Annotated in this window: 15 protein-coding genes; 6 read left to right on the top strand and 9 right to left on the bottom strand. The window is 60.5% G+C overall.

Going from position 1 to position 17,070, the window contains the following annotated elements; translation table 11 throughout:
- Position 1 precedes the first annotated feature (1 nt).
- Together Q7W83_RS24880 and Q7W83_RS24875 are read left to right on the top strand one after the other, a co-directional pair.
- Complete coding sequence (locus Q7W83_RS24880; protein WP_150638446.1) at positions 2–1,621, top strand: DUF2300 domain-containing protein; 1,620 nt, start codon at positions 2–4, stop codon at positions 1,619–1,621.
- 3 nt (positions 1,622–1,624) lie between these two features.
- Positions 1,625–2,440, top strand: coding sequence for a YfaP family protein (locus Q7W83_RS24875; protein WP_150630350.1), 816 nt, complete (start codon positions 1,625–1,627; stop codon positions 2,438–2,440).
- A 458-nt stretch (positions 2,441–2,898) separates the two neighbouring features.
- Here Q7W83_RS24875 and Q7W83_RS24870 read toward each other — a convergent pair whose 3' ends face one another.
- The 9 genes from Q7W83_RS24870 to exaC form a co-directional block, all read right to left on the bottom strand.
- A complete protein-coding gene (locus Q7W83_RS24870) occupies positions 2,899–3,648 on the bottom strand; it encodes a S24 family peptidase (RefSeq protein ID WP_150630351.1) in 750 nt (249 codons plus the stop codon).
- Positions 3,649–3,874: 226 nt separating this feature from the next.
- Complete coding sequence (ppa, locus tag Q7W83_RS24865; protein WP_003205933.1) at positions 3,875–4,402, bottom strand: inorganic diphosphatase; 528 nt, start codon at positions 4,400–4,402, stop codon at positions 3,875–3,877.
- Positions 4,403–4,515: 113 nt separating this feature from the next.
- Complete coding sequence (locus Q7W83_RS24860; RefSeq protein ID WP_473657488.1) at positions 4,516–5,328, bottom strand: M90 family metallopeptidase; 813 nt, start codon at positions 5,326–5,328, stop codon at positions 4,516–4,518.
- A 3-nt stretch (positions 5,329–5,331) separates the two neighbouring features.
- Entirely contained in the window at positions 5,332–5,988 is a 657-nt protein-coding gene (locus tag Q7W83_RS24855) for a DedA family protein (RefSeq protein WP_150630353.1), read from the bottom strand.
- Between the two features lie 290 nt (positions 5,989–6,278).
- Positions 6,279–6,740: a GNAT family N-acetyltransferase gene (locus Q7W83_RS24850; protein ID WP_008042983.1), complete on the bottom strand. Its 462-nt coding sequence runs from the start codon at positions 6,738–6,740 to the stop codon at positions 6,279–6,281.
- 119 nt (positions 6,741–6,859) lie between these two features.
- Positions 6,860–7,684 (bottom strand): ethanolamine ammonia-lyase subunit EutC, encoded by an 825-nt coding sequence (gene eutC, locus Q7W83_RS24845; protein WP_191623647.1) that lies wholly within the window; start codon positions 7,682–7,684, stop codon positions 6,860–6,862.
- Positions 7,685–7,692: 8 nt separating this feature from the next.
- The gene (locus Q7W83_RS24840; protein ID WP_473657484.1) at positions 7,693–9,087 is read right to left on the bottom strand and encodes an ethanolamine ammonia-lyase subunit EutB; all 1,395 of its coding nucleotides are present in this window, start codon (positions 9,085–9,087) and stop codon (positions 7,693–7,695) included.
- A gap of 136 nt (positions 9,088–9,223) precedes the next feature.
- Positions 9,224–10,594, bottom strand: a complete 1,371-nt coding sequence (gene eat / locus Q7W83_RS24835) for an ethanolamine permease (RefSeq protein ID WP_150630356.1) — start codon at positions 10,592–10,594, stop codon at positions 9,224–9,226.
- Positions 10,595–10,860: 266 nt separating this feature from the next.
- Positions 10,861–12,381 carry an acetaldehyde dehydrogenase ExaC gene (exaC, locus tag Q7W83_RS24830; RefSeq protein ID WP_017341015.1) on the bottom strand — a complete coding sequence of 507 codons (1,521 nt, stop codon included), beginning with the start codon at positions 12,379–12,381 and terminating at the stop codon, positions 10,861–10,863.
- A gap of 300 nt (positions 12,382–12,681) precedes the next feature.
- Here exaC and Q7W83_RS24825 point away from each other — a divergent pair, with 300 nt between their 5' ends.
- From Q7W83_RS24825 to Q7W83_RS24810, 4 genes are all read left to right on the top strand, one after another.
- A complete protein-coding gene (locus Q7W83_RS24825; RefSeq protein WP_150638413.1) occupies positions 12,682–14,595 on the top strand; it encodes a sigma-54-dependent Fis family transcriptional regulator in 1,914 nt (637 codons plus the stop codon).
- A gap of 185 nt (positions 14,596–14,780) precedes the next feature.
- Positions 14,781–16,130 carry a UDP-N-acetylmuramate:L-alanyl-gamma-D-glutamyl-meso-diaminopimelate ligase gene (gene mpl / locus Q7W83_RS24820; RefSeq protein ID WP_150630359.1) on the top strand — a complete coding sequence of 450 codons (1,350 nt, stop codon included), beginning with the start codon at positions 14,781–14,783 and terminating at the stop codon, positions 16,128–16,130.
- Positions 16,127–16,759 carry a flavin prenyltransferase UbiX gene (gene ubiX, locus Q7W83_RS24815; RefSeq protein ID WP_008035761.1) on the top strand — a complete coding sequence of 211 codons (633 nt, stop codon included), beginning with the start codon at positions 16,127–16,129 and terminating at the stop codon, positions 16,757–16,759. Before mpl ends, ubiX begins: the two co-directional genes overlap by 4 nt.
- Positions 16,752–17,036 carry a YceK/YidQ family lipoprotein gene (locus Q7W83_RS24810; RefSeq protein WP_150630360.1) on the top strand — a complete coding sequence of 95 codons (285 nt, stop codon included), beginning with the start codon at positions 16,752–16,754 and terminating at the stop codon, positions 17,034–17,036. The genes ubiX and Q7W83_RS24810 overlap by 8 nt, the downstream gene beginning before the upstream one ends.
- Positions 17,037–17,070 lie beyond the last annotated feature (34 nt).

The following is a 17,070-nucleotide window of genomic DNA, read 5'->3' as shown; positions in this document are numbered from 1 at the left end:
CATGACCCGGCGTTGGCTCTGGTGGCTGCTGTGTTTGATCCCTGCGCTGGCGACAGCGCAGGACGAACCGCTGCGTCTGGGGTTCAAGGGTGAATTGCTGTCGCTGAGTCGGACTCAAGTGATTTCTCGCGAGCCGCTGCCTGCGGATTTTCAAACGCCATTGGGCAGTCTGTGGAAGCTGTTTGTCTACGGCTGGCTGGTGGACACCGGCGCACGTGAGCCGGCTTATGAATGTCGCGGGCAGTCGAAAGAGGAAGTCTATTGCTGCACCGCGGGCGGGAAGATTGAGCGTGATCAGGCGCTGGTGAAGTCCTGCGGTTTGTATTTTGAGCCGGCGCGGTTGGGTATTTCCGGCGCAGATTGGCGCTCGTATTGGCGGGCGCGACAGGCGCCTGAGTGGCTGCTGGATTTGCCTTCGTTGCAGCCTTCCACGCGGGTTTCGGTGGTGGAGTTGCTGCGAATGCTGGCCGTGATGCCCGCGCAGGATCAGGCGCGACGGGTGTTGCTGGACGTGGTGCTGAATGCGGCCGACGGCAATGTCGTCGGCGAACTCGGTGGCCGGTTGCGGGTGAAAACCTGGAGCTGGTTGGGGGATCACGATCCATCGTCGCGTCAGGGTGGGTTTGCTGGTTGGACGGCGGATGGCACGTCGATCTGGGCCGGTGGGCGGGGGACCAGTCAGATGGTTCTGCGCAATTACGGTCAGGCGTTGGCGTCTGTGTTGCCGGTTGATTGGCCTTTGGATGCGGGGCGTTGCGTTGAAGTCGGATTGTTTTCTCGCTATCCGATCGGGCGCGTGCTGGCGGGGGATCGGGTTGTTTCTTCCGGGCCTTTGCAGGGCGACTATCGCGTTGAATTCGCCAATGGCAATCAACTGGATATTCACAGCGACGGGGAGCTGTTTTTGGTGGGCGACAAACTGGTCGCACGCCTGGACCGAGAAGAGTACGTCGCCCGGGTCCTGCAGCGCGAAGCCAAACCTGAACCCGCCGAAGCCGCCAAAGCCCTGGCCATCGCCATTCGCACCTACCTGCTGCAAAACGCCACCCGCAACGGCGACTGCCTAAGCATCGACGACAGCAGCAGCCGCCAACGCGTCGCCCCACGCCCGGCCACCACCGAGTCGCGCAACATCGCCGCGTGGACCAGCGACCTGGTCCTCGCCGGCAGCACCGTCACCTACCACTCCGACCAGCCCGGCCCGGACAAACTCTCCTGGCAGCAAGCCGTCGAACAAGCCAGCGCCGGCCAACGCTACGACGCCATCCTGCTGCACGCTTACCCACGCGCCAGCCTCAGCCGCTGGGACAACCCCGTCGCCTCCTGCGAGACGCTGCCCGCCGCGCAAGACTGGCTGCAAACCCAACGCCGCGGCTGGCGCCAGCGTCTCGAAAGCGAAACCGGCTACAACGAAGTCAGCACATTCGCCGTCTGCCGCCTCGCTTTCGGCCGCCCCTACGTCGACCGCGAGCGTCAGCGCATTTATGTGCGCGGCGTGCTGTCGCTGCAAGACCGCCTCGACCTGACCCACGAATACCTGCACCTGGCCTTCGAAGCACACCCCAACGGCCAGGATGAAACCTACATCGAAGGGCTCGCCCGCCACCTCTTGCTGGAATAGGCCATGAAACTCCGTTATCCACAGGTCTTCCTGTTCCTTTGTTCTGTTTGCGTGTTGCCGACGGTTTCCGCGGCTGAAAGCGCCGCCAAACTCGACACCCCCGTCGGCGGCTGGCGCACCGGTGCGGTCGAAGGCGAAGGCGAACACTTCCGCCAGACCGTCAACTACCCGGCCTCCTCGGTGAATACCCCGGCAGGTCAGGCCAACACCGCACGCATCACCGGCCAGATCAAAGCCACGCCCAAGTCCACTGAACCGGGCCGATTGATCGTCAACGGCGTCAGCATGCCGCTGAAAATCGACCCCACTGGTCGCTTCGATCGACCGTTCTCGTTTCCCAATGGCAGCAATAGCGTCGAAGTCCGCAGTCCTGATGGTCAGCAGCGGCATCGAACGCAGTTTCTCAATGCCAGTGGTGGCGCGACGCCGGCGAAATTGCGTGTGTTGCTGGCTTGGGACAGCGATGGCACGGATCTGGACTTGCACCTCGTCACGCCCGATGGCGCGCACATCTGGTACGGCGATCGTGTCGCGCCTAATGGCGCTGCGCTGGATGTGGACGTGACCACCGGTTATGGCCCGGAAATCTTCGCCATGCCGGCGCCGATCAAAGGGCAATACCTCGTTTATGTGAACTACTTCGGGGGTGGGTATCGGAGTAATGAGGACGGACAGGAGGATGCGGTTCAGCCGCTGACCACGGCGCAGGTGACGGTGATTACCGAGGAAGGGACGCCTAGCGAGAAGATGGAGACTTTTCTGGTGCCGATGCGGGCGGTAGGGGAGTTGACGTTGGTTAAGGGGTTTAGTTATCCGTGAGTGAAAAGTTTAAACAGTGCCGACACTATTAAATCGGGCAGCAGGCAGCTGCCCAATTGCTGAGGGGAGACCTTAAGGTCAAAACGCGGGCATTAAAAAGCCGGCTTGTGGCCGGCTTCTCGGGGACTGGCTTGGTTCATTTTTGGTAAACCGCGCCAGCCTTCAAAACGTACACCCGGATCTTGCGTCCGGCTGTGGGACTCGGCGAGAAAATCATCTGCCTTGTCGGTGCGATCGGAGCCGCGGCGCGGGTCGATGCGCAAATGTGGGGCGCAGCATACTGATTTTTTTGAGGAATTCCCAGCGTGGTGTGCGGGTTAGGACTGTCAGTTGCTTGGGATCGGGTAGCTGACCCGGGTTTTGCGGTGAAGGTTCCACCGCCTTCGCGAGCAAGCTTGCTTCAGGTACTGCGCAATCCTTGTGGGAGCGCGCTTGCTCGCGAAGGTCGCGGCGCGGCGTTACAGGAACGGCACTGGCGGTCTGCGCTTGTTCAGTGTCGAGCACCAAAACACCCACCCCAAGACCCGGATGTTCTGCTCTTCGATTTGCGCGGCCCTGAACGTCTCATCCGGGTATTCGGCGCTGTTGTGGCTGCGCAATCGCAATCCATTCCCCGGCGTCCGGTGCAGGTACTTGATACGCAGCATTCCGTCGTGCTCGATCGCATAAATTTCCCCATCCACGATCTGCGTCAGGCCCCGATCAATGGCGACGGTTGATCCGTCGGCAATTTTCTCCGCCATGCTGTTGCCGATCATATGGGCGCAGATGGCGTCCGCATGGTTGATTTCCAGTGAGTCGAGATGGCTGCGTGGAAGGCGCAGGGGCTGGCTGGTGTCCACGATGACATGGGTTTTGTTCGAACCCGGACCGACAGGGGCTTCCTTGTAAAAGGGCAACTCGACATCGGTCGGCTCGATGACGGTGTAAACGCCACGGATGGCCTGGGCGTCGAAGGTGCTGCCGGTCTCATCGACCAGCCGCAGGTGTCTGGCATCTTTCGGGCCTTCGAGATATTTGAGCCACTCGCTGTTGACCGAGAGCTTTCTGGCGACGGCTTCCATGCAGTGATCGGGCACGCCGCGGGTGTACCAGTTGTGGACGTTTTGCGGCGCCGTGCCGAGGAATTCGGCAAATCCGGTCGTCGTGATGTTCGCTACTTTGAGCAGCGCTTTAAACCGTGGACCGCTAGTGTTTTTTTTCTTCATGGGCACGAGTTTACGGGCGTATGGCGAGGCTTTGAATAAACGAACCGTTCAAAATGCGCGGGAAATTTGCGACCTCATGTAAGACGTATCGAGTAAAAATTAAACAAGAAAAAACCGATGCGCTGGAGTGTTAAACGACGTGTTTAAAACCTTTCCGGCGCGCACAAAAAACCCCGGATCAACCGGGGTTTTTTCAAGTCGTCAGTGGCGCAAGGCCAGTGGCGTCTCAGCCTTTATAGGCAGCAACCGACTTGGTGATCGCTTCGCGGGCGGCGTCTGCACCGGCCCAGCCTTCGATCTTCACCCATTTGCCTTTTTCGAGATCTTTGTAGTTCGCGAAGAAGTGCTCGATCTGCTGAATCAGCAGGGGTGGCAGGTCGGTGTATTCCTTCACGTCGACGTACAGCTGGGACAGCTTGTCGTGTGGCACTGCGATGACTTTGGCATCGCCGCCGCCGTCGTCGGTCATGTTCAGGATGCCGACCGGACGGGCACGGATCACGGAACCTGGAGCAACCGGGTAAGGGGTCACAACCAGCACGTCGAGGGGGTCACCGTCGTCAGCCAGGGTGTTCGGGATGTAACCGTAGTTGGCCGGGTAGAACATCGGGGTGGCCATGAAACGGTCAACGAACAGGCAATCGCTGTCTTTGTCGATTTCGTATTTGATCGGCGCGTGGTTGGCCGGGATCTCGATCGCGACGTAGATGTCGTTCGGCAGGTCTTTGCCAGCCGGAATCTTGCTGTAGCTCATTGGGCGGTGCCCCCGTTAGTTGACCAAAAACACTTGGCCGGATTGACCAAAAAGTGGCGGCGATTATAGGCATATTCCGCCGTTGATGCCATGCACCAAGGGTCTTGTAGACCTTAGTCGCGTGCCTGATAGACCGGGTCTTCGGCCAGAAGTTGCCGCAGCCGAGTCAATGGATCCTGTCGGTAAAACAGCTTCAGCTGTTCATACACCCGAGGATACGCCTCGTGCAGCAAATCCGGGGCGCTGAAGAAGTATTCGCTGGTGACGGCGAAGAACTCGGCGGGGTTTTCCGCGGCGTAGGGGTCGATGGCGGTTTCGGCGTCCGGGTTGCGGTCCAGTTGTTGGTCGAGGTCGTCGTAGGCCTCTTGCATGACGCTGGCCCAGTCGCTGACCCGCATATCTGCGTGCAGCGGCGGCAGGCCGTTGGCGTCGCCGTTGAGCATGTCGAGTTTGTGCGCGAGTTCGTGGATTACCAGGTTGTAGCCTTCCCAGCCACCACTGGCCATCACGCCGGGCCAGGCCAGAATGATCGGGCCTTGTTGCCAGGCTTCACCGCTGTGTTCGCCGTCCCACTCGTGTTCGACGCCGCTGGCGTCGCGATGGCGCTGGGGGCTGAGGAAGTCGTCGGGGTAGAGAACGATTTCGTGAAAACCCTGATACCAGTTCAGGTCGCCCAGGTTCAGCAACGGCAATTGCGCCTGGGCGGCGAGCAGCAAACGCTGCTCCTGATGGAGTTCGACGCCGGGCAGGGCGGTCAGGTGTTTGTCTTCGAGGAACAGTACGCAAGCTTCGCGCAGCCATTGGTCTTCAGCGGCGCTGATGCCGTCGAGAAAACTCAGGTGATGGCGCACTCGCTGCCACATGTCGTCGGCAATCGGGTGTCTGGCCAGGATGCGCCGGCGACGCCAGGCGCTGAGCGACCACATCGGTTAGCGAGGTTCAGCTTTGGACGCGGCGTTGCCGAAGCGGCTGCGGACGACGCCGATGATCATCGGCACCAGCGACAGCAGAATGATGCCCACCACCAGCAGCGACAGGTTTTTCTTGATGAACGGCACGTTGCCGAAGAAGTAACCGAGGGTCACCAAACCGCCAACCCAGAGGATGGTGCCGAGGACACTGAAAAAGAAGAAACGCGGATAGGGCATTTTCGCTACGCCGGCGACGAACGGTGCAAAGGTGCGAATGATCGGCAGGAAGCGCGCCAGAGTCACGGTTTTGCCGCCGTGCTTGTCATAGAAGTCGTGGGTTTGTTGCAGGTAATCGCGGCGGAAGATTTTCGAGTTCGGGTTGCTGAACAGTCGTTCGCCCGCCGTTCGTCCGATAACGTAGTTGGTGCTGTCGCCGAGAATCGCCGCCAGCATCAGCAGGCCACCCAGCAACACCGGGTCCATGCCGCCACCGGCCGCCACGGCGCCCGCGATGAAAAGCAGGGAATCACCCGGCAGGAAGGGCATCACCACCAGGCCGGTCTCGCAGAAGATCACCAGAAACAGGATGGCGTAGATCCATGGCCCGTAGTTGTTTACCAGCAAATCGAGGTAAACATCGAGATGCAGGATAAGGTCGAGCGGGTTGAAATCCATGGGGCACCTGTGGTGACGGCCCGACTCGGCAGGCCTGTGCGGATGACTTCGCGTAAGGCTACAGACGGGTGTAGTTTTTCTTACAAGCCGGAAAGGTCCGCATTATACGGGCTGAGAAGTGAAAAGCGCGTCGAGTTTGTAGCGGGGGATTTCGCACGAGACAGACGGCGGGCGTGGTCTGTTTTTGTAGGAGCAAGCTTGCTCGCGATTACGGTGTGTCATTCAACACAGGTATCGGATTTCGGATTGCGATCGCGAGCAAGCTTGCTCCTACAGGGGGGGGATGCAGGTCAGAGCTCGTCGCTGATCGGCAGCACGTAGTTCTTGAACTCGGTGTCTTCCTTGAACCCGATGGATTCGTAGGTTTTCTGCGCGATTTTGTTGTCGCTGCTAGTGGATACGCGCATACGCACGGCATTGGTTTCCTTGGCCATTTTTTTTGCGGTGCGCATCAGGTTATCTGCGACCAACTGACGGCGGGCGTCTTCGGCGACATAAATGTCGTTGAGGATCCACACGCGTTTAAGCGAAAGCGACGAAAAGCTCGGGTAGAGCTGACAGAAACCCATCAGCTTTTTATCGTCGTCATCGGCCAGGGCCAGGTAGATCACCGATTCCTTGCGACGCAGGCGTTTTTCGAGGAACGCCCGGGACGAGTCCGGATACGGCAGGGAACCATAAAACTCGCGATATTTGACGAACAACGGGGTCAGCAGGTCCAGGTGTTCGAGGGTCGCTTGAATAATCCGCATCGATAGGTCTCGTCTTCAAGTGGCTGTCTTCACGTGCTCTGACGGCGAACGGTTCTCACTCGGGCAGCCGTGTTTCGATCCTGCCTGAAACCGAATGAGAAACGCAATGCGGAAACGGTTCAGGCATTCGGCGGACTCAGTAGGAAATTACCTTTCATGTCTGCACCTGCGTCCGACTCCAGCGTCTGAAGCTGTGCTTCGTCCTTTAGGTTGACCCCCGACAACTGCCGCCGACAGGCTTCACGCATCAGATAAAGCAATCGGTGTGCCGCCATGCCATAGCTCAAGCCTTCCAGGCGTACATTGGAGATACAGTTGCGGTAGGCATCCGTCAGGCCGACCTTTGGATTGTAGGTGAAATACAATCCCAGGCTGTCTGGGGAGCTGAGGCCAGGGCGTTCGCCAATCAGGATCACCACCATTTTGGCGCCCAGCAGCTCACCGATTTCATCGGACACCGCGACCCGGCCCTGTTCTACCAGAATCACCGGCGAAACCGTCCAGCCATCGACTTCGATCTGCTCTCGCATGCGCGCAAGGAAGGGGACGGTATGACGGTGCACTGCCAGTGCCGACAAACCATCTGCCACGACAATCACCAGATCGACGCCGCCGGGATGGGCTGAAGCATGATTGCGCAAGATTTGCGCCGACTCATCGCTCAATTTCCGCCCCAGGTCAGGGCGCTGTAAATAACTGTCCCGGTTTGTGGCGGCGCTGTGCAGGAGCACACTTTCGTACCCGCATTCGGCCAGTTGCGAGCTGAGCCCCGCATGGTCGAAGGGCAGGTGCACCGCGTCCCGAGCCTGGGCGTGGGCGTATTGGAAATCCAGCTGTGCGCTGGTCGGCATGCTGGTGCCCGTGCGGCCAAGGGCAATCCGCGCCGGGGTCAGGCGCCGCAGTTGCAGCAATGGATTTTCTGAGTCAACAGGCGGTTTATCCATCTCCACAGTCATCCCAGTTGCCCCATCGCTTGGCGGAAGGCTGGCGGCAGTCGGTCGCCGAAATGAATCTTGCCGTCTGCCTGGGTGAAGATGCCCATTCTGGCCAGCCACTGTTCGAATTCTGGCGCGGGTTTCAGGCCCAGGGTTTGTCGCGCGTATAGCGCGTCGTGGAACGAGGTGGTCTGGTAGTTGAGCATGATGTCGTCGGAACCTGGGATGCCCATGATGAAGTTGATCCCGGCCACGCCGAGCAGGGTCAGCAAGGTGTCCATGTCGTCCTGGTCGGCTTCGGCGTGGTTGGTGTAACAGATGTCGCAGCCCATCGGCACGCCCAGCAGTTTGCCGCAGAAGTGATCTTCGAGGCCGGCGCGAATGATCTGTTTGCCGTTGTAGAGGTACTCCGGGCCGATGAATCCTACAACCGTGTTCACCAAAAACGGTTTGAAATGTCGCGCCACGGCGTAGGCGCGGGTTTCGCAGGTTTGTTGATCGATGCCGTGATGGGCGTTGGCCGACAGGGCGCTGCCCTGGCCAGTCTCGAAATACATCAGATTTTGCCCAAGCGTGCCGCGACTCAGGCTCAAACCGGCGTCATAGCCTTCCTGCAAAACGTTCAGGTTGATGCCGAAACTGGCATTGGCCGCTTCGGTGCCGGCGATCGACTGGAACACCAGATCCAGCGGAACGCCGCGGTTGATCGCTTCGATGGACGTGGTGACGTGGGTCAGTACGCAGGCCTGTGTCGGAATTTCGTAGCGCTGGATGATCGCGTCTAGCATTTCCAGCATCGCGCAGATCGAGGCAATGCTGTCGGTGGCCGGGTTGATGCCGATCATCGCGTCGCCGTTGCCGAACAGCAGCCCGTCGAGAATGCTCGCGGCGATGCCCGCCGGTTCGTCGGTGGGATGATTGGGTTGCAGGCGTGTGGATAAGCGCCCGCGCAGGCCCATGGTCCCGCGAAACTGCGTGACCACGCGGATTTTCTGCGCCACCAGCACCAGATCCTGTACGCGCATGATTTTCGACACGGCTGCGGCCATTTCCGGCGTCAGGCCCGGGGCGAGGGCACGCAGGCTCTGTTCGTCGGCGGCATCGCTGAGCAGCCAGTCGCGGAAACCGCCGACAGTCAGGTGGCTGACCGCGGCGAAGGCTTGTGTGTCGTGGGTGTCGATGATCAGTCGGGTGACTTCATCGGCCTCGTAGGGAATCAGCACTTCCTGCAGGAAATGAGTCAGCGGGATGTCGGCCAGGGCCATTTGCGCGGCCACACGCTCGCCATCGTTGAGGGCGGCGACGCCAGCCAGGAAATCGCCGGAGCGCGCCGGGCTGGCCTTGGCCATGACCTCTTTGAGGCTGGCGAAGCGGTAGGTCTGGGCGCCGACGGTATGGACGAATGTGGCCACGGTGTCCTCCTGATTCTATAAATGTCTCAAATACACCGCCGAACCCTTGTGGGAGCCAGCAGGCTGGCTCCCACAAGGGAACTGTGTGCACTTCAATAAAGCAGGTGCCGGGCATACGGCCCGGCGCCGGTGCAACTCACACGCCTTCGAGCATCGCATCCGCCGGTGCATCCAAACGCTGCTTGGCGGTCAGTTGGAAATACAAATAACCGGCCGCCATGAAGCCAAGGAACACGCAGCCGATCAGCGGGTTGAACCACGCCATCGCCACCAGGCACACCACCGCCAGAAACAGCGCAATGCCCGGAACGATCGGATAGCCCGGTGCGCGGAAGCTGCGTTCCAGGTTCGGCTCGGTTTTACGCAGCTTGAACAGGCTCAGCATACTGATGATGTACATCACGATGGCGCCGAATACCGACATGGTGATCATTGCAGCCGTCAGGGTCATCCCTTGCAGGTTGACCAGGCCGTCGCTGTAGATCGCCGCGATGCCGATCACGCCGCCGGCCAGAATGGCGCGGTGCGGGGTCTGGAAGCGCGACAGTTTGGCCAGCGAGCGGGGCAGGTAACCGGCTCGGGCCAAGGCGAAGAACTGCCGCGAGTAACCGAGAATGATCCCGTGGAAACTCGCCACCAGCCCGAACAGGCCGATCCAGACCAGCATGTGCATCCAGGTCGAATTGTTGCCGACCACGGCTTTCATCGCCTGCGGCAGCGGGTCGTTGATGTTCGACAGTTGGCGCCAGTCGCCCACGCCGCCGGCCATCACCATCACGCCGATCGCGAGGAATACCAACGTCAGAATGCCGCTGACGTACGCCTTGGGAATCGTGCGTTTCGGGTCCTTGGCTTCTTCAGCCGCCATCGCCGCGCCTTCAATGGCGAGGAAAAACCAGATCGCAAACGGGATCGCCGCAAAGATGCCGGGGATGGAGGCAATGGTGAACTCGTTGGAGCCCGACCAGCCGTTGAGCACGAAGTTGCTGAAACTGAAGCCCGGCGCGACCACGCCCATGAACACCAGCAGCTCGGCGACAGCCAGGACGGTGACCACCAATTCGAAGGTCGCCGCGATGCTGACGCCGAGGATATTCAGGGTCATGAAGACGAAATAGGCGCCAACGGCTGCAATCTTGGGGTCAAGTTCCGGGTATTGCACGTTCAGGTAAGCGCCAATGGCCATCGCAATCGCCGGGGGCGCAAAGACGAATTCGATCAGGGTGGCGATGCCGGCGATGAGCCCGCCTTTCTCGCCAAAGGCCCGCCGGCTGTAGGCAAACGGCCCGCCGGCGTGAGGAATGGCAGTGGTCAATTCGGTGAAGCTGAAGATGAAGCAGGTGTACATCGTCGCCACCATCAGGGCGGTGACGAGGAAACCCAGGGTGCCTGCGGTGCCCCAGCCGTAACTCCAGCCGAAGTATTCGCCGGAAATCACCAGGCCGACGGCAATGCCCCATAAATGCAGGGTGCCGAGTGTGGGTTTGAGCTGTGTGGAAGAAGTCATAAGTCCTCGCTGTCTTTTTTATTGTTTGATCTGTTGGACTTTCGGGAACTGCGTTTACTTGTAGAGCGGGCACGCAAAGCCCATGCCAGAGCGGCAGGGCGATGTTTTGATGTTGTCGTTAAGGGCGCCATCGCGTGCAAGCCCACTCCCACAGGTTTTTGGCGTGAACCTGATTTTTGGGTTGACCCCAAAAACCTGTGGGAGTGGGCTTGCCCGCGATGACTATCGAAAGGGCGACACAGGAATACCCGCATCGCCCCCGGTTTTTAGAAGAACCCCAACGGATTGATGTCGTAGCTCACCAGCAGGTTTTTGGTCTGCTGATAGTGATCGAGCATCATTTTGTGGGTTTCACGCCCGACGCCGGACTTTTTGTAACCACCGAACGCGGCATGCGCCGGGTACAGGTGATAGCAGTTGGTCCACACGCGACCGGCCTTGATGGCGCGGCCCATGCGGTAGGCGCGGTTGATGTCGCGGGTCCAGAGGCCGGCACCCAGGCCGAACTCGGTGTCGTTGGCGATGGCCAGGGCTTCGGCTTCGTCCTTGAACGTGGTGATGCTCACCACCGGGCCAAAGATTTCTTCCTGGAACACGCGCATTTTGTTGGTGCCCTTGAGCAGGGTCGGCTGGATGTAATAACCCGTCGCCAGGCTGCCCTCGAGTTTTTCGATCTTGCCGCCGGTCAGCAGTTCGGCGCCTTCGCCCTTGGCGATTTCCAGGTACGAAAGGATTTTGTCGAACTGTTGCTCGGACGCCTGTGCGCCGACCATGGTGTCGGTGTCCAGCGGGTCGCCACGTTTGATTTGCAGGACTTTGTTCATGACCACTTTCATGAATTCGTCGTAGATCGACTCTTGTACCAGTGCACGGGACGGGCAGGTGCAGACTTCGCCCTGGTTGAAGAACGCCAGCACGAGGCCTTCAGCGGCTTTCTCGATGAACGACGGTTCGGCCTTCATGATGTCTTCGAAGAAAATGTTCGGCGACTTGCCACCCAGCTCCACGGTGGACGGAATGATGTTTTCGGCGGCGCATTTCATGATGTGCGAACCGACCGGGGTCGAGCCGGTGAAGGCGATTTTGGCGATGCGTTTGCTGGTGGCCAGAGCCTCGCCCGCTTCTTTGCCGAAGCCTTGCACCACGTTCAGCACGCCTGGCGGCAGCAGGTCGCCGATCAGCTCCATGAGTACGGTGATGCCCAGCGGGGTTTGCTCGGCCGGCTTGAGCACCACGCAGTTGCCGGCAGCCAGGGCCGGGGCGAGTTTCCACGCGGCCATCAGGATCGGGAAGTTCCACGGGATGATCTGGCCGACCACGCCCAGTGGTTCATGGATGTGATAGGCCACGGTGTTGCCGTCGATCTCGGCGGCGCTGCCTTCCTGCGCGCGGATGCAGCCGGCAAAGTAACGGAAGTGGTCGGCAGCCAGCGGGATGTCGGCGTTGAGGGTTTCGCGAACGGCTTTGCCGTTGTCCCAGGATTCGGTGATCGCCAGCAGTTCCAGGTTCTGCTCGATGCGGTCGGCGATTTTCAGCAGCACCAGCGAGCGCGCCTGAGCGGACGTGGCGCCCCAGGCATCGGCAGCGGCGTGGGCAGCGTCCAGGGCTTTGTCGATGTCTTCGGCCGTGGAGCGCGGGAATTCGGCAATCGGTTGGCCATTCACTGGCGAGGTGTTGGTGAAGTACTGACCTTTGACAGGCGCGACGAACTCGCCGCCGATGTAGTTACCGTATTTGCTCTTGAACGAAACGATAGCGCCTTCAGTACCGGGGTGAGCGTAACGCATGGTGATTTCTCCTTGGCTTTTGTGCTTATAAGGGAGAGCGCATGTGCGCTTGCTATAAGCGTAGAGCAAAGGTCGGGCCACTGCCTTGCAGGTCAGGCAAATCAAGGCCTTGCGCGATTTTTGTCGGACGGGCGGGCGGCGCCTGTGACGCTTTCGGTACACCTCGGGTGACAGTTTGTACCGTTCATGGCACAGCTTGTGACTGAGCAGTCTTGCCAGCATTGCAATGCTCGCCCGGCTGGAGGATGCTCTGGCATCACCTCAGTACGGGTCGCCGAGCCCCGGGGAGAATAATAAGAAATGCACGACAACCATTTGAGTCGCCATGCCCAGCAAGTATTGACGGTGACCCAAGGCAAGTCCCACCTGCACGGTCCCGGCAGCGATCCGTCCATCGCGCGGTCCTGGCTGCGTTGTCTTGAGGACTATCACCTCGACCCGGCCCTGACGATGGCGCCAACGGTGCTGGAACATGGCCGCGTCCTCGAAAGCCGCGAGCGCTTGCAGCAAGTGCTGCACATTGCCGGCAACGAAATGAGCAGCCTGCATCAGCAACTCTCCGGCGCCGGTCATGCGGTGCTGCTGACCGATGCGCGCGGGGTGATCCTCAACTGCGTGACGGCACCTGCCGAGCGGAAGATTTTCGAGCGCGCCGGCCTCTGGCTCGGCGCCGACTGGAGCGAGGCCTGCGAAGGCACCAACGGCATCGGCACCTGCCTGGTGGAACGCCAGTCGCTGACCATCCACCAGGACGAACACTTTCGCGGCCGTCACACCGGCCTGACCTGCTCGGCGAGCCCGGTGTTCGATCCGCATGGCGAACTGCTGGCGGTGCTCGACGTTTCCTCGGCGCGGCACGAAGTCTCGCGGCAGAGTCAGTTCCACACTATGGCGCTGGTCAATCTGTCGGCGAAGATGATCGAGAGCTGCTATTTCCTGCGCTACTTCGACAATCAATGGTTGCTGCGTTTTCACCTGCAGGCGGAATCCGTCGGCTTGTTCAGCGAAGGGCTGCTGGCGTTCGACGGCGAAGGGCGGATCAGCGCGGTCAATCAGAGCGCGCTGAACCTGCTGGGGCATATTCGCGGCGGGCTGCTGGGCAAACCGGTGGAGGCGTTTTTCGATTGTTCGCTGGATGAGTTGCTGGGCCGCGCGAGTGTCAATGCCAGCGCCAGTTGGCCGCTGCGCACCCGCGACGGGCGGAGCCTGTTTGCGGTGTTGCGCGGCCAGCCGCGTAGCATTCCGGTGCCTGTGGTGCCAAGCCAGGTCACTGCCGAGCCTGCGCGACTGTCGAGCATTTGTCTGGGCGATACGGGTTTGCAGGACGACTTCCGCAAATCCCTGCGCGTCTTCGAACGGGATGTGCCGCTGTTGATCAATGGTGAAACCGGGTCCGGCAAAGAGGCCTTTGCCAAAGCGGTGCATCAGGCCAGTCAGCGGGCGGAAAAGGCCTTCGTTGCGCTCAATTGCGCGGCCATCCCGGAAAGCCTGATCGAAAGCGAGCTGTTTGGCTATCGCGGCGGCAGCTTCACTGGCGCACGCAAGGAAGGCATGCGCGGCAAGTTGCAGCAGGCCGATGGCGGGACGTTGTTTCTCGATGAAATCGGCGACATGCCGCTGGCATTGCAGACCCGGCTGTTAAGAGTGCTGGAGGATCGGCAAGTAGTGCCGATTGGCGGTGAGCCGGAGTCGGTCAATGTGCGGATCATCAGCGCCACTCACCGTAATTTGCTGGAACGGGTGCAGGACGGCAGCTTCCGCGAGGATTTGTACTACCGGCTCAACGGGCTGGAGATCGCACTGCCGGCGTTACGCGATCGCAGTGACAAGTCACAGTTGCTCGACTTCTTGCTTGCGCAGGAAGCGGGCGTGGAGACGGTGCTGATTGATGAGCCCGCCCGCCAGGCGTTGTTGGGCTTTGCCTGGCCCGGGAACGTGCGGCAGTTGCGCAATGTGCTGCGCACGTTGGCGGCGTTGTGTGACGGCGGGCGGATCGGGCTGGAAGATTTGCCGGCGATGATTCGGCAGACGCGACCGATGCCGATTGTTGCCGTTGAACAGCTTTCCGAACACCCCTTGGATGATGCCGAGCGACTGGCATTGTTGAATGCGTTGGAACAGACACGCTGGCATATGACGCATACCGCTGAACAGCTGGGTGTCAGCCGTAATACCCTTTATCGAAAATTGCGTAAGCACGGGATCGCCCGGTAAACCGCATCGCGACCAATCGCGGGCAAACCCGCTCCCACAGGACTTAGTCGTTCACAATTTTCAGGCATGGCGCAAGACCTGTGGGAGCGGGCTTGCCCGCGATTGGCGTCCGTGAGATCCGAAACACAAGGTGCGATTTTCGCCTCCCTACGCTAACCTGCGGCCATGTTTTACGAGGTCGACTAATGCACATTCATATTCTTGGTATCTGCGGCACTTTCATGGGTTCGATGGCGGTTCTGGCCAAAGAGCTGGGCCATCACGTGACCGGCTCCGATGCCAACGTCTATCCGCCCATGAGCACTCAGCTCGAGGCGCAGGGCATTGAACTGACTCAAGGCTACGATCCCGCCCAGCTCGATCCGGCGCCGGATCTGGTAGTCATCGGCAACGCCATGTCCCGCGGTAACCCGGCGGTTGAATACGTACTGAACAAAGGCCTGCCTTACGTCTCCGGCCCGCAGTGGCTGGCCGACCACGTGCTGCAAGGTCGCTGGGTACTGGCCGTGGCCGGCACGCACGGCAAGACCACCACCAGCAGCATGCTCGCCTGGGTGCTGGAGCACGCGGGCATGAGCCCTGGTTTCCTGATCGGCGGCGTGCCGCAGAATTTCTCGGTGTCGGCGCGTCTGGGCGGCACGCCGTTCTTCGTGATCGAAGCCGACGAGTACGACAGTGCGTTCTTCGACAAGCGCTCCAAGTTCGTCCACTACCGCCCACGCACGGCGATTCTGAACAACCTGGAGTTCGATCACGCCGACATCTTTCCCGATCTGCCGGCCATCGAGCGACAGTTCCACCATTTGGTGCGGACTATCCCGAGTGAAGGCCTGGTGATCCACCCGACCACCGAACCGGCCTTGCTGCGTGTGATCGAGATGGGCTGCTGGACTCCGGTGCAAACCACCGGCGCTGGCGGTCAGTGGCAGGTCAAACTGCTGAGCGAAGACGGTTCGAAATTCGAAGTGATGTTCGAAGGCGTCGCTCAAGGCGTGGTCGAGTGGGACATGACCGGTCAGCACAACGTCGCTAACGCCTTGGCGACCCTGGCAGCCGCGCGGCATGTCGGTGTCGTGCCGTCCATGGGCATCGCCGCGTTGAGCGCGTTCAAAAGCGTGAAGCGCCGGATGGAGAAAGTCGCGGAAGTGCGTGGCATCACCATCTATGACGACTTCGCTCACCACCCGACGGCCATCGCCACGACCCTCGACGGGCTGCGTAAACGCATCGGTGACGCGCCACTGATCGCCATCATCGAGCCGCGTTCCAACTCCATGAAGCTCGGCGCTCACCGCGACGGTTTGCCGGAAAGCGTGGTCGATGCCGATCAGGTGATCTGGTATGCACCCGCCAACCTCGGTTGGGATTTGGCGGCGACCGCCGCGCTGTGCACGGTGCCGTCGATTGTCAGCGATTCGCTGGAAGGCATTATCGAGCGCGTGAAAAGCCAGGCGCAGCCCGGCACTCACGTGGTGATCATGAGCAACGGCGGCTTCGGCGGCCTGCACGGCAAACTTGCCGAGGCGCTTAAATGAACAACGGCCCGGAACGCATCACGCTGGCGATGACCGGCGCCTCGGGCGCCCAGTACGGTTTGCGCCTGCTGGACTGCCTGATTCGTGAAGACCGCGAGGTGCACTTCCTGATATCCAAGGCTGCGCAACTGGTGATGGCCACCGAGACTGACGTCACGCTGCCGCCGAAAACCCAGATGATGCAGGCCTTCCTGACCGAATACACCGGCGCGGCCGCCGGGCAGATTCGGGTGTACGGCAAGGAAGACTGGATGTCGCCGGTGGCCTCGGGCTCCGGCGCGCCGTCGGCCATGGTGGTCGTGCCCTGTTCGACCGGCACGCTGTCGGCCATTGCCACCGGTGCCTGCAACAACCTGATCGAGCGCGCCGCTGATGTCACGCTGAAGGAGCGTCGTCAGCTGATTCTGGTGCCGCGTGAAGCGCCGTATTCGAGCATTCATCTGGAGCACATGCTCAAGTTGTCGAATATGGGCGTGACCATTTTGCCGGCATCGCCGGGCTTCTATCATCAACCGCAGACCATCGATGACCTGATTGACTTCGTGGTGGCGCGGATCCTCAACCTGCTGAACATTCCACAAGACATGCTGCCGCGTTGGGGCGAACACCATCTGACCAGCGATGAATAAGCTGCTGATGATTGTGCTGGCGTTGCAATTGGCGGGTTGCGCCACGGCGCGCACGCTGAATGCTGCCAAGCCGGGCGCGCCGTTGGTGTATGCGGGGACGCGACTGGATTTGTACGCCATGAATGGCGGGTGCTGTGCGATGGATCGTTTTGGGGCAGAGGCGCCGAGCTATCCTGGCGTTGATCTGCCGGCGAGTGCTTTGCTGGATACGTTGTTGTTGCCGTTGTCGGTGCTGACGGTGATCGGGGTGAGTTTTCAGGCGACGGGCGGGTTGTAGGAGAGCGCTTTGCGCCCTATCGCGAGCAGGCTCG

Source organism: Pseudomonas sp. 300 (assembly GCF_055803035.1).
The sequence above is the reverse complement of the archived record's forward strand: the minus strand, read 5'-3'. Positions and strand labels throughout refer to the sequence as shown.

Coding starts and splice junctions, on each gene's coding strand:
- ppa (WP_003205933.1), bottom strand. CDS start 4,402: ATGAGCTACAGCAAGATTCCGGCTGGCAAAGACCTGCCGAACGACATC.
- Q7W83_RS24875 (WP_150630350.1), top strand. CDS start 1,625: ATGAAACTCCGTTATCCACAGGTCTTCCTGTTCCTTTGTTCTGTTTGC.
- Q7W83_RS24870 (WP_150630351.1), bottom strand. CDS start 3,648: ATGAAGAAAAAAAACACTAGCGGTCCACGGTTTAAAGCGCTGCTCAAA.
- exaC (WP_017341015.1), bottom strand. CDS start 12,381: ATGCGTTACGCTCACCCCGGTACTGAAGGCGCTATCGTTTCGTTCAAG.
- eutC (WP_191623647.1), bottom strand. CDS start 7,684: ATGGATAAACCGCCTGTTGACTCAGAAAATCCATTGCTGCAACTGCGG.
- ubiX (WP_008035761.1), top strand. CDS start 16,127: ATGAACAACGGCCCGGAACGCATCACGCTGGCGATGACCGGCGCCTCG.
- Q7W83_RS24825 (WP_150638413.1), top strand. CDS start 12,682: ATGCACGACAACCATTTGAGTCGCCATGCCCAGCAAGTATTGACGGTG.
- Q7W83_RS24880 (WP_150638446.1), top strand. CDS start 2: ATGACCCGGCGTTGGCTCTGGTGGCTGCTGTGTTTGATCCCTGCGCTG.
- Q7W83_RS24860 (WP_473657488.1), bottom strand. CDS start 5,328: ATGTGGTCGCTCAGCGCCTGGCGTCGCCGGCGCATCCTGGCCAGACAC.
- eat (WP_150630356.1), bottom strand. CDS start 10,594: ATGACTTCTTCCACACAGCTCAAACCCACACTCGGCACCCTGCATTTA.
- Q7W83_RS24850 (WP_008042983.1), bottom strand. CDS start 6,740: ATGCGGATTATTCAAGCGACCCTCGAACACCTGGACCTGCTGACCCCG.
- Q7W83_RS24810 (WP_150630360.1), top strand. CDS start 16,752: ATGAATAAGCTGCTGATGATTGTGCTGGCGTTGCAATTGGCGGGTTGC.
- Q7W83_RS24855 (WP_150630353.1), bottom strand. CDS start 5,988: ATGGATTTCAACCCGCTCGACCTTATCCTGCATCTCGATGTTTACCTC.
- mpl (WP_150630359.1), top strand. CDS start 14,781: ATGCACATTCATATTCTTGGTATCTGCGGCACTTTCATGGGTTCGATG.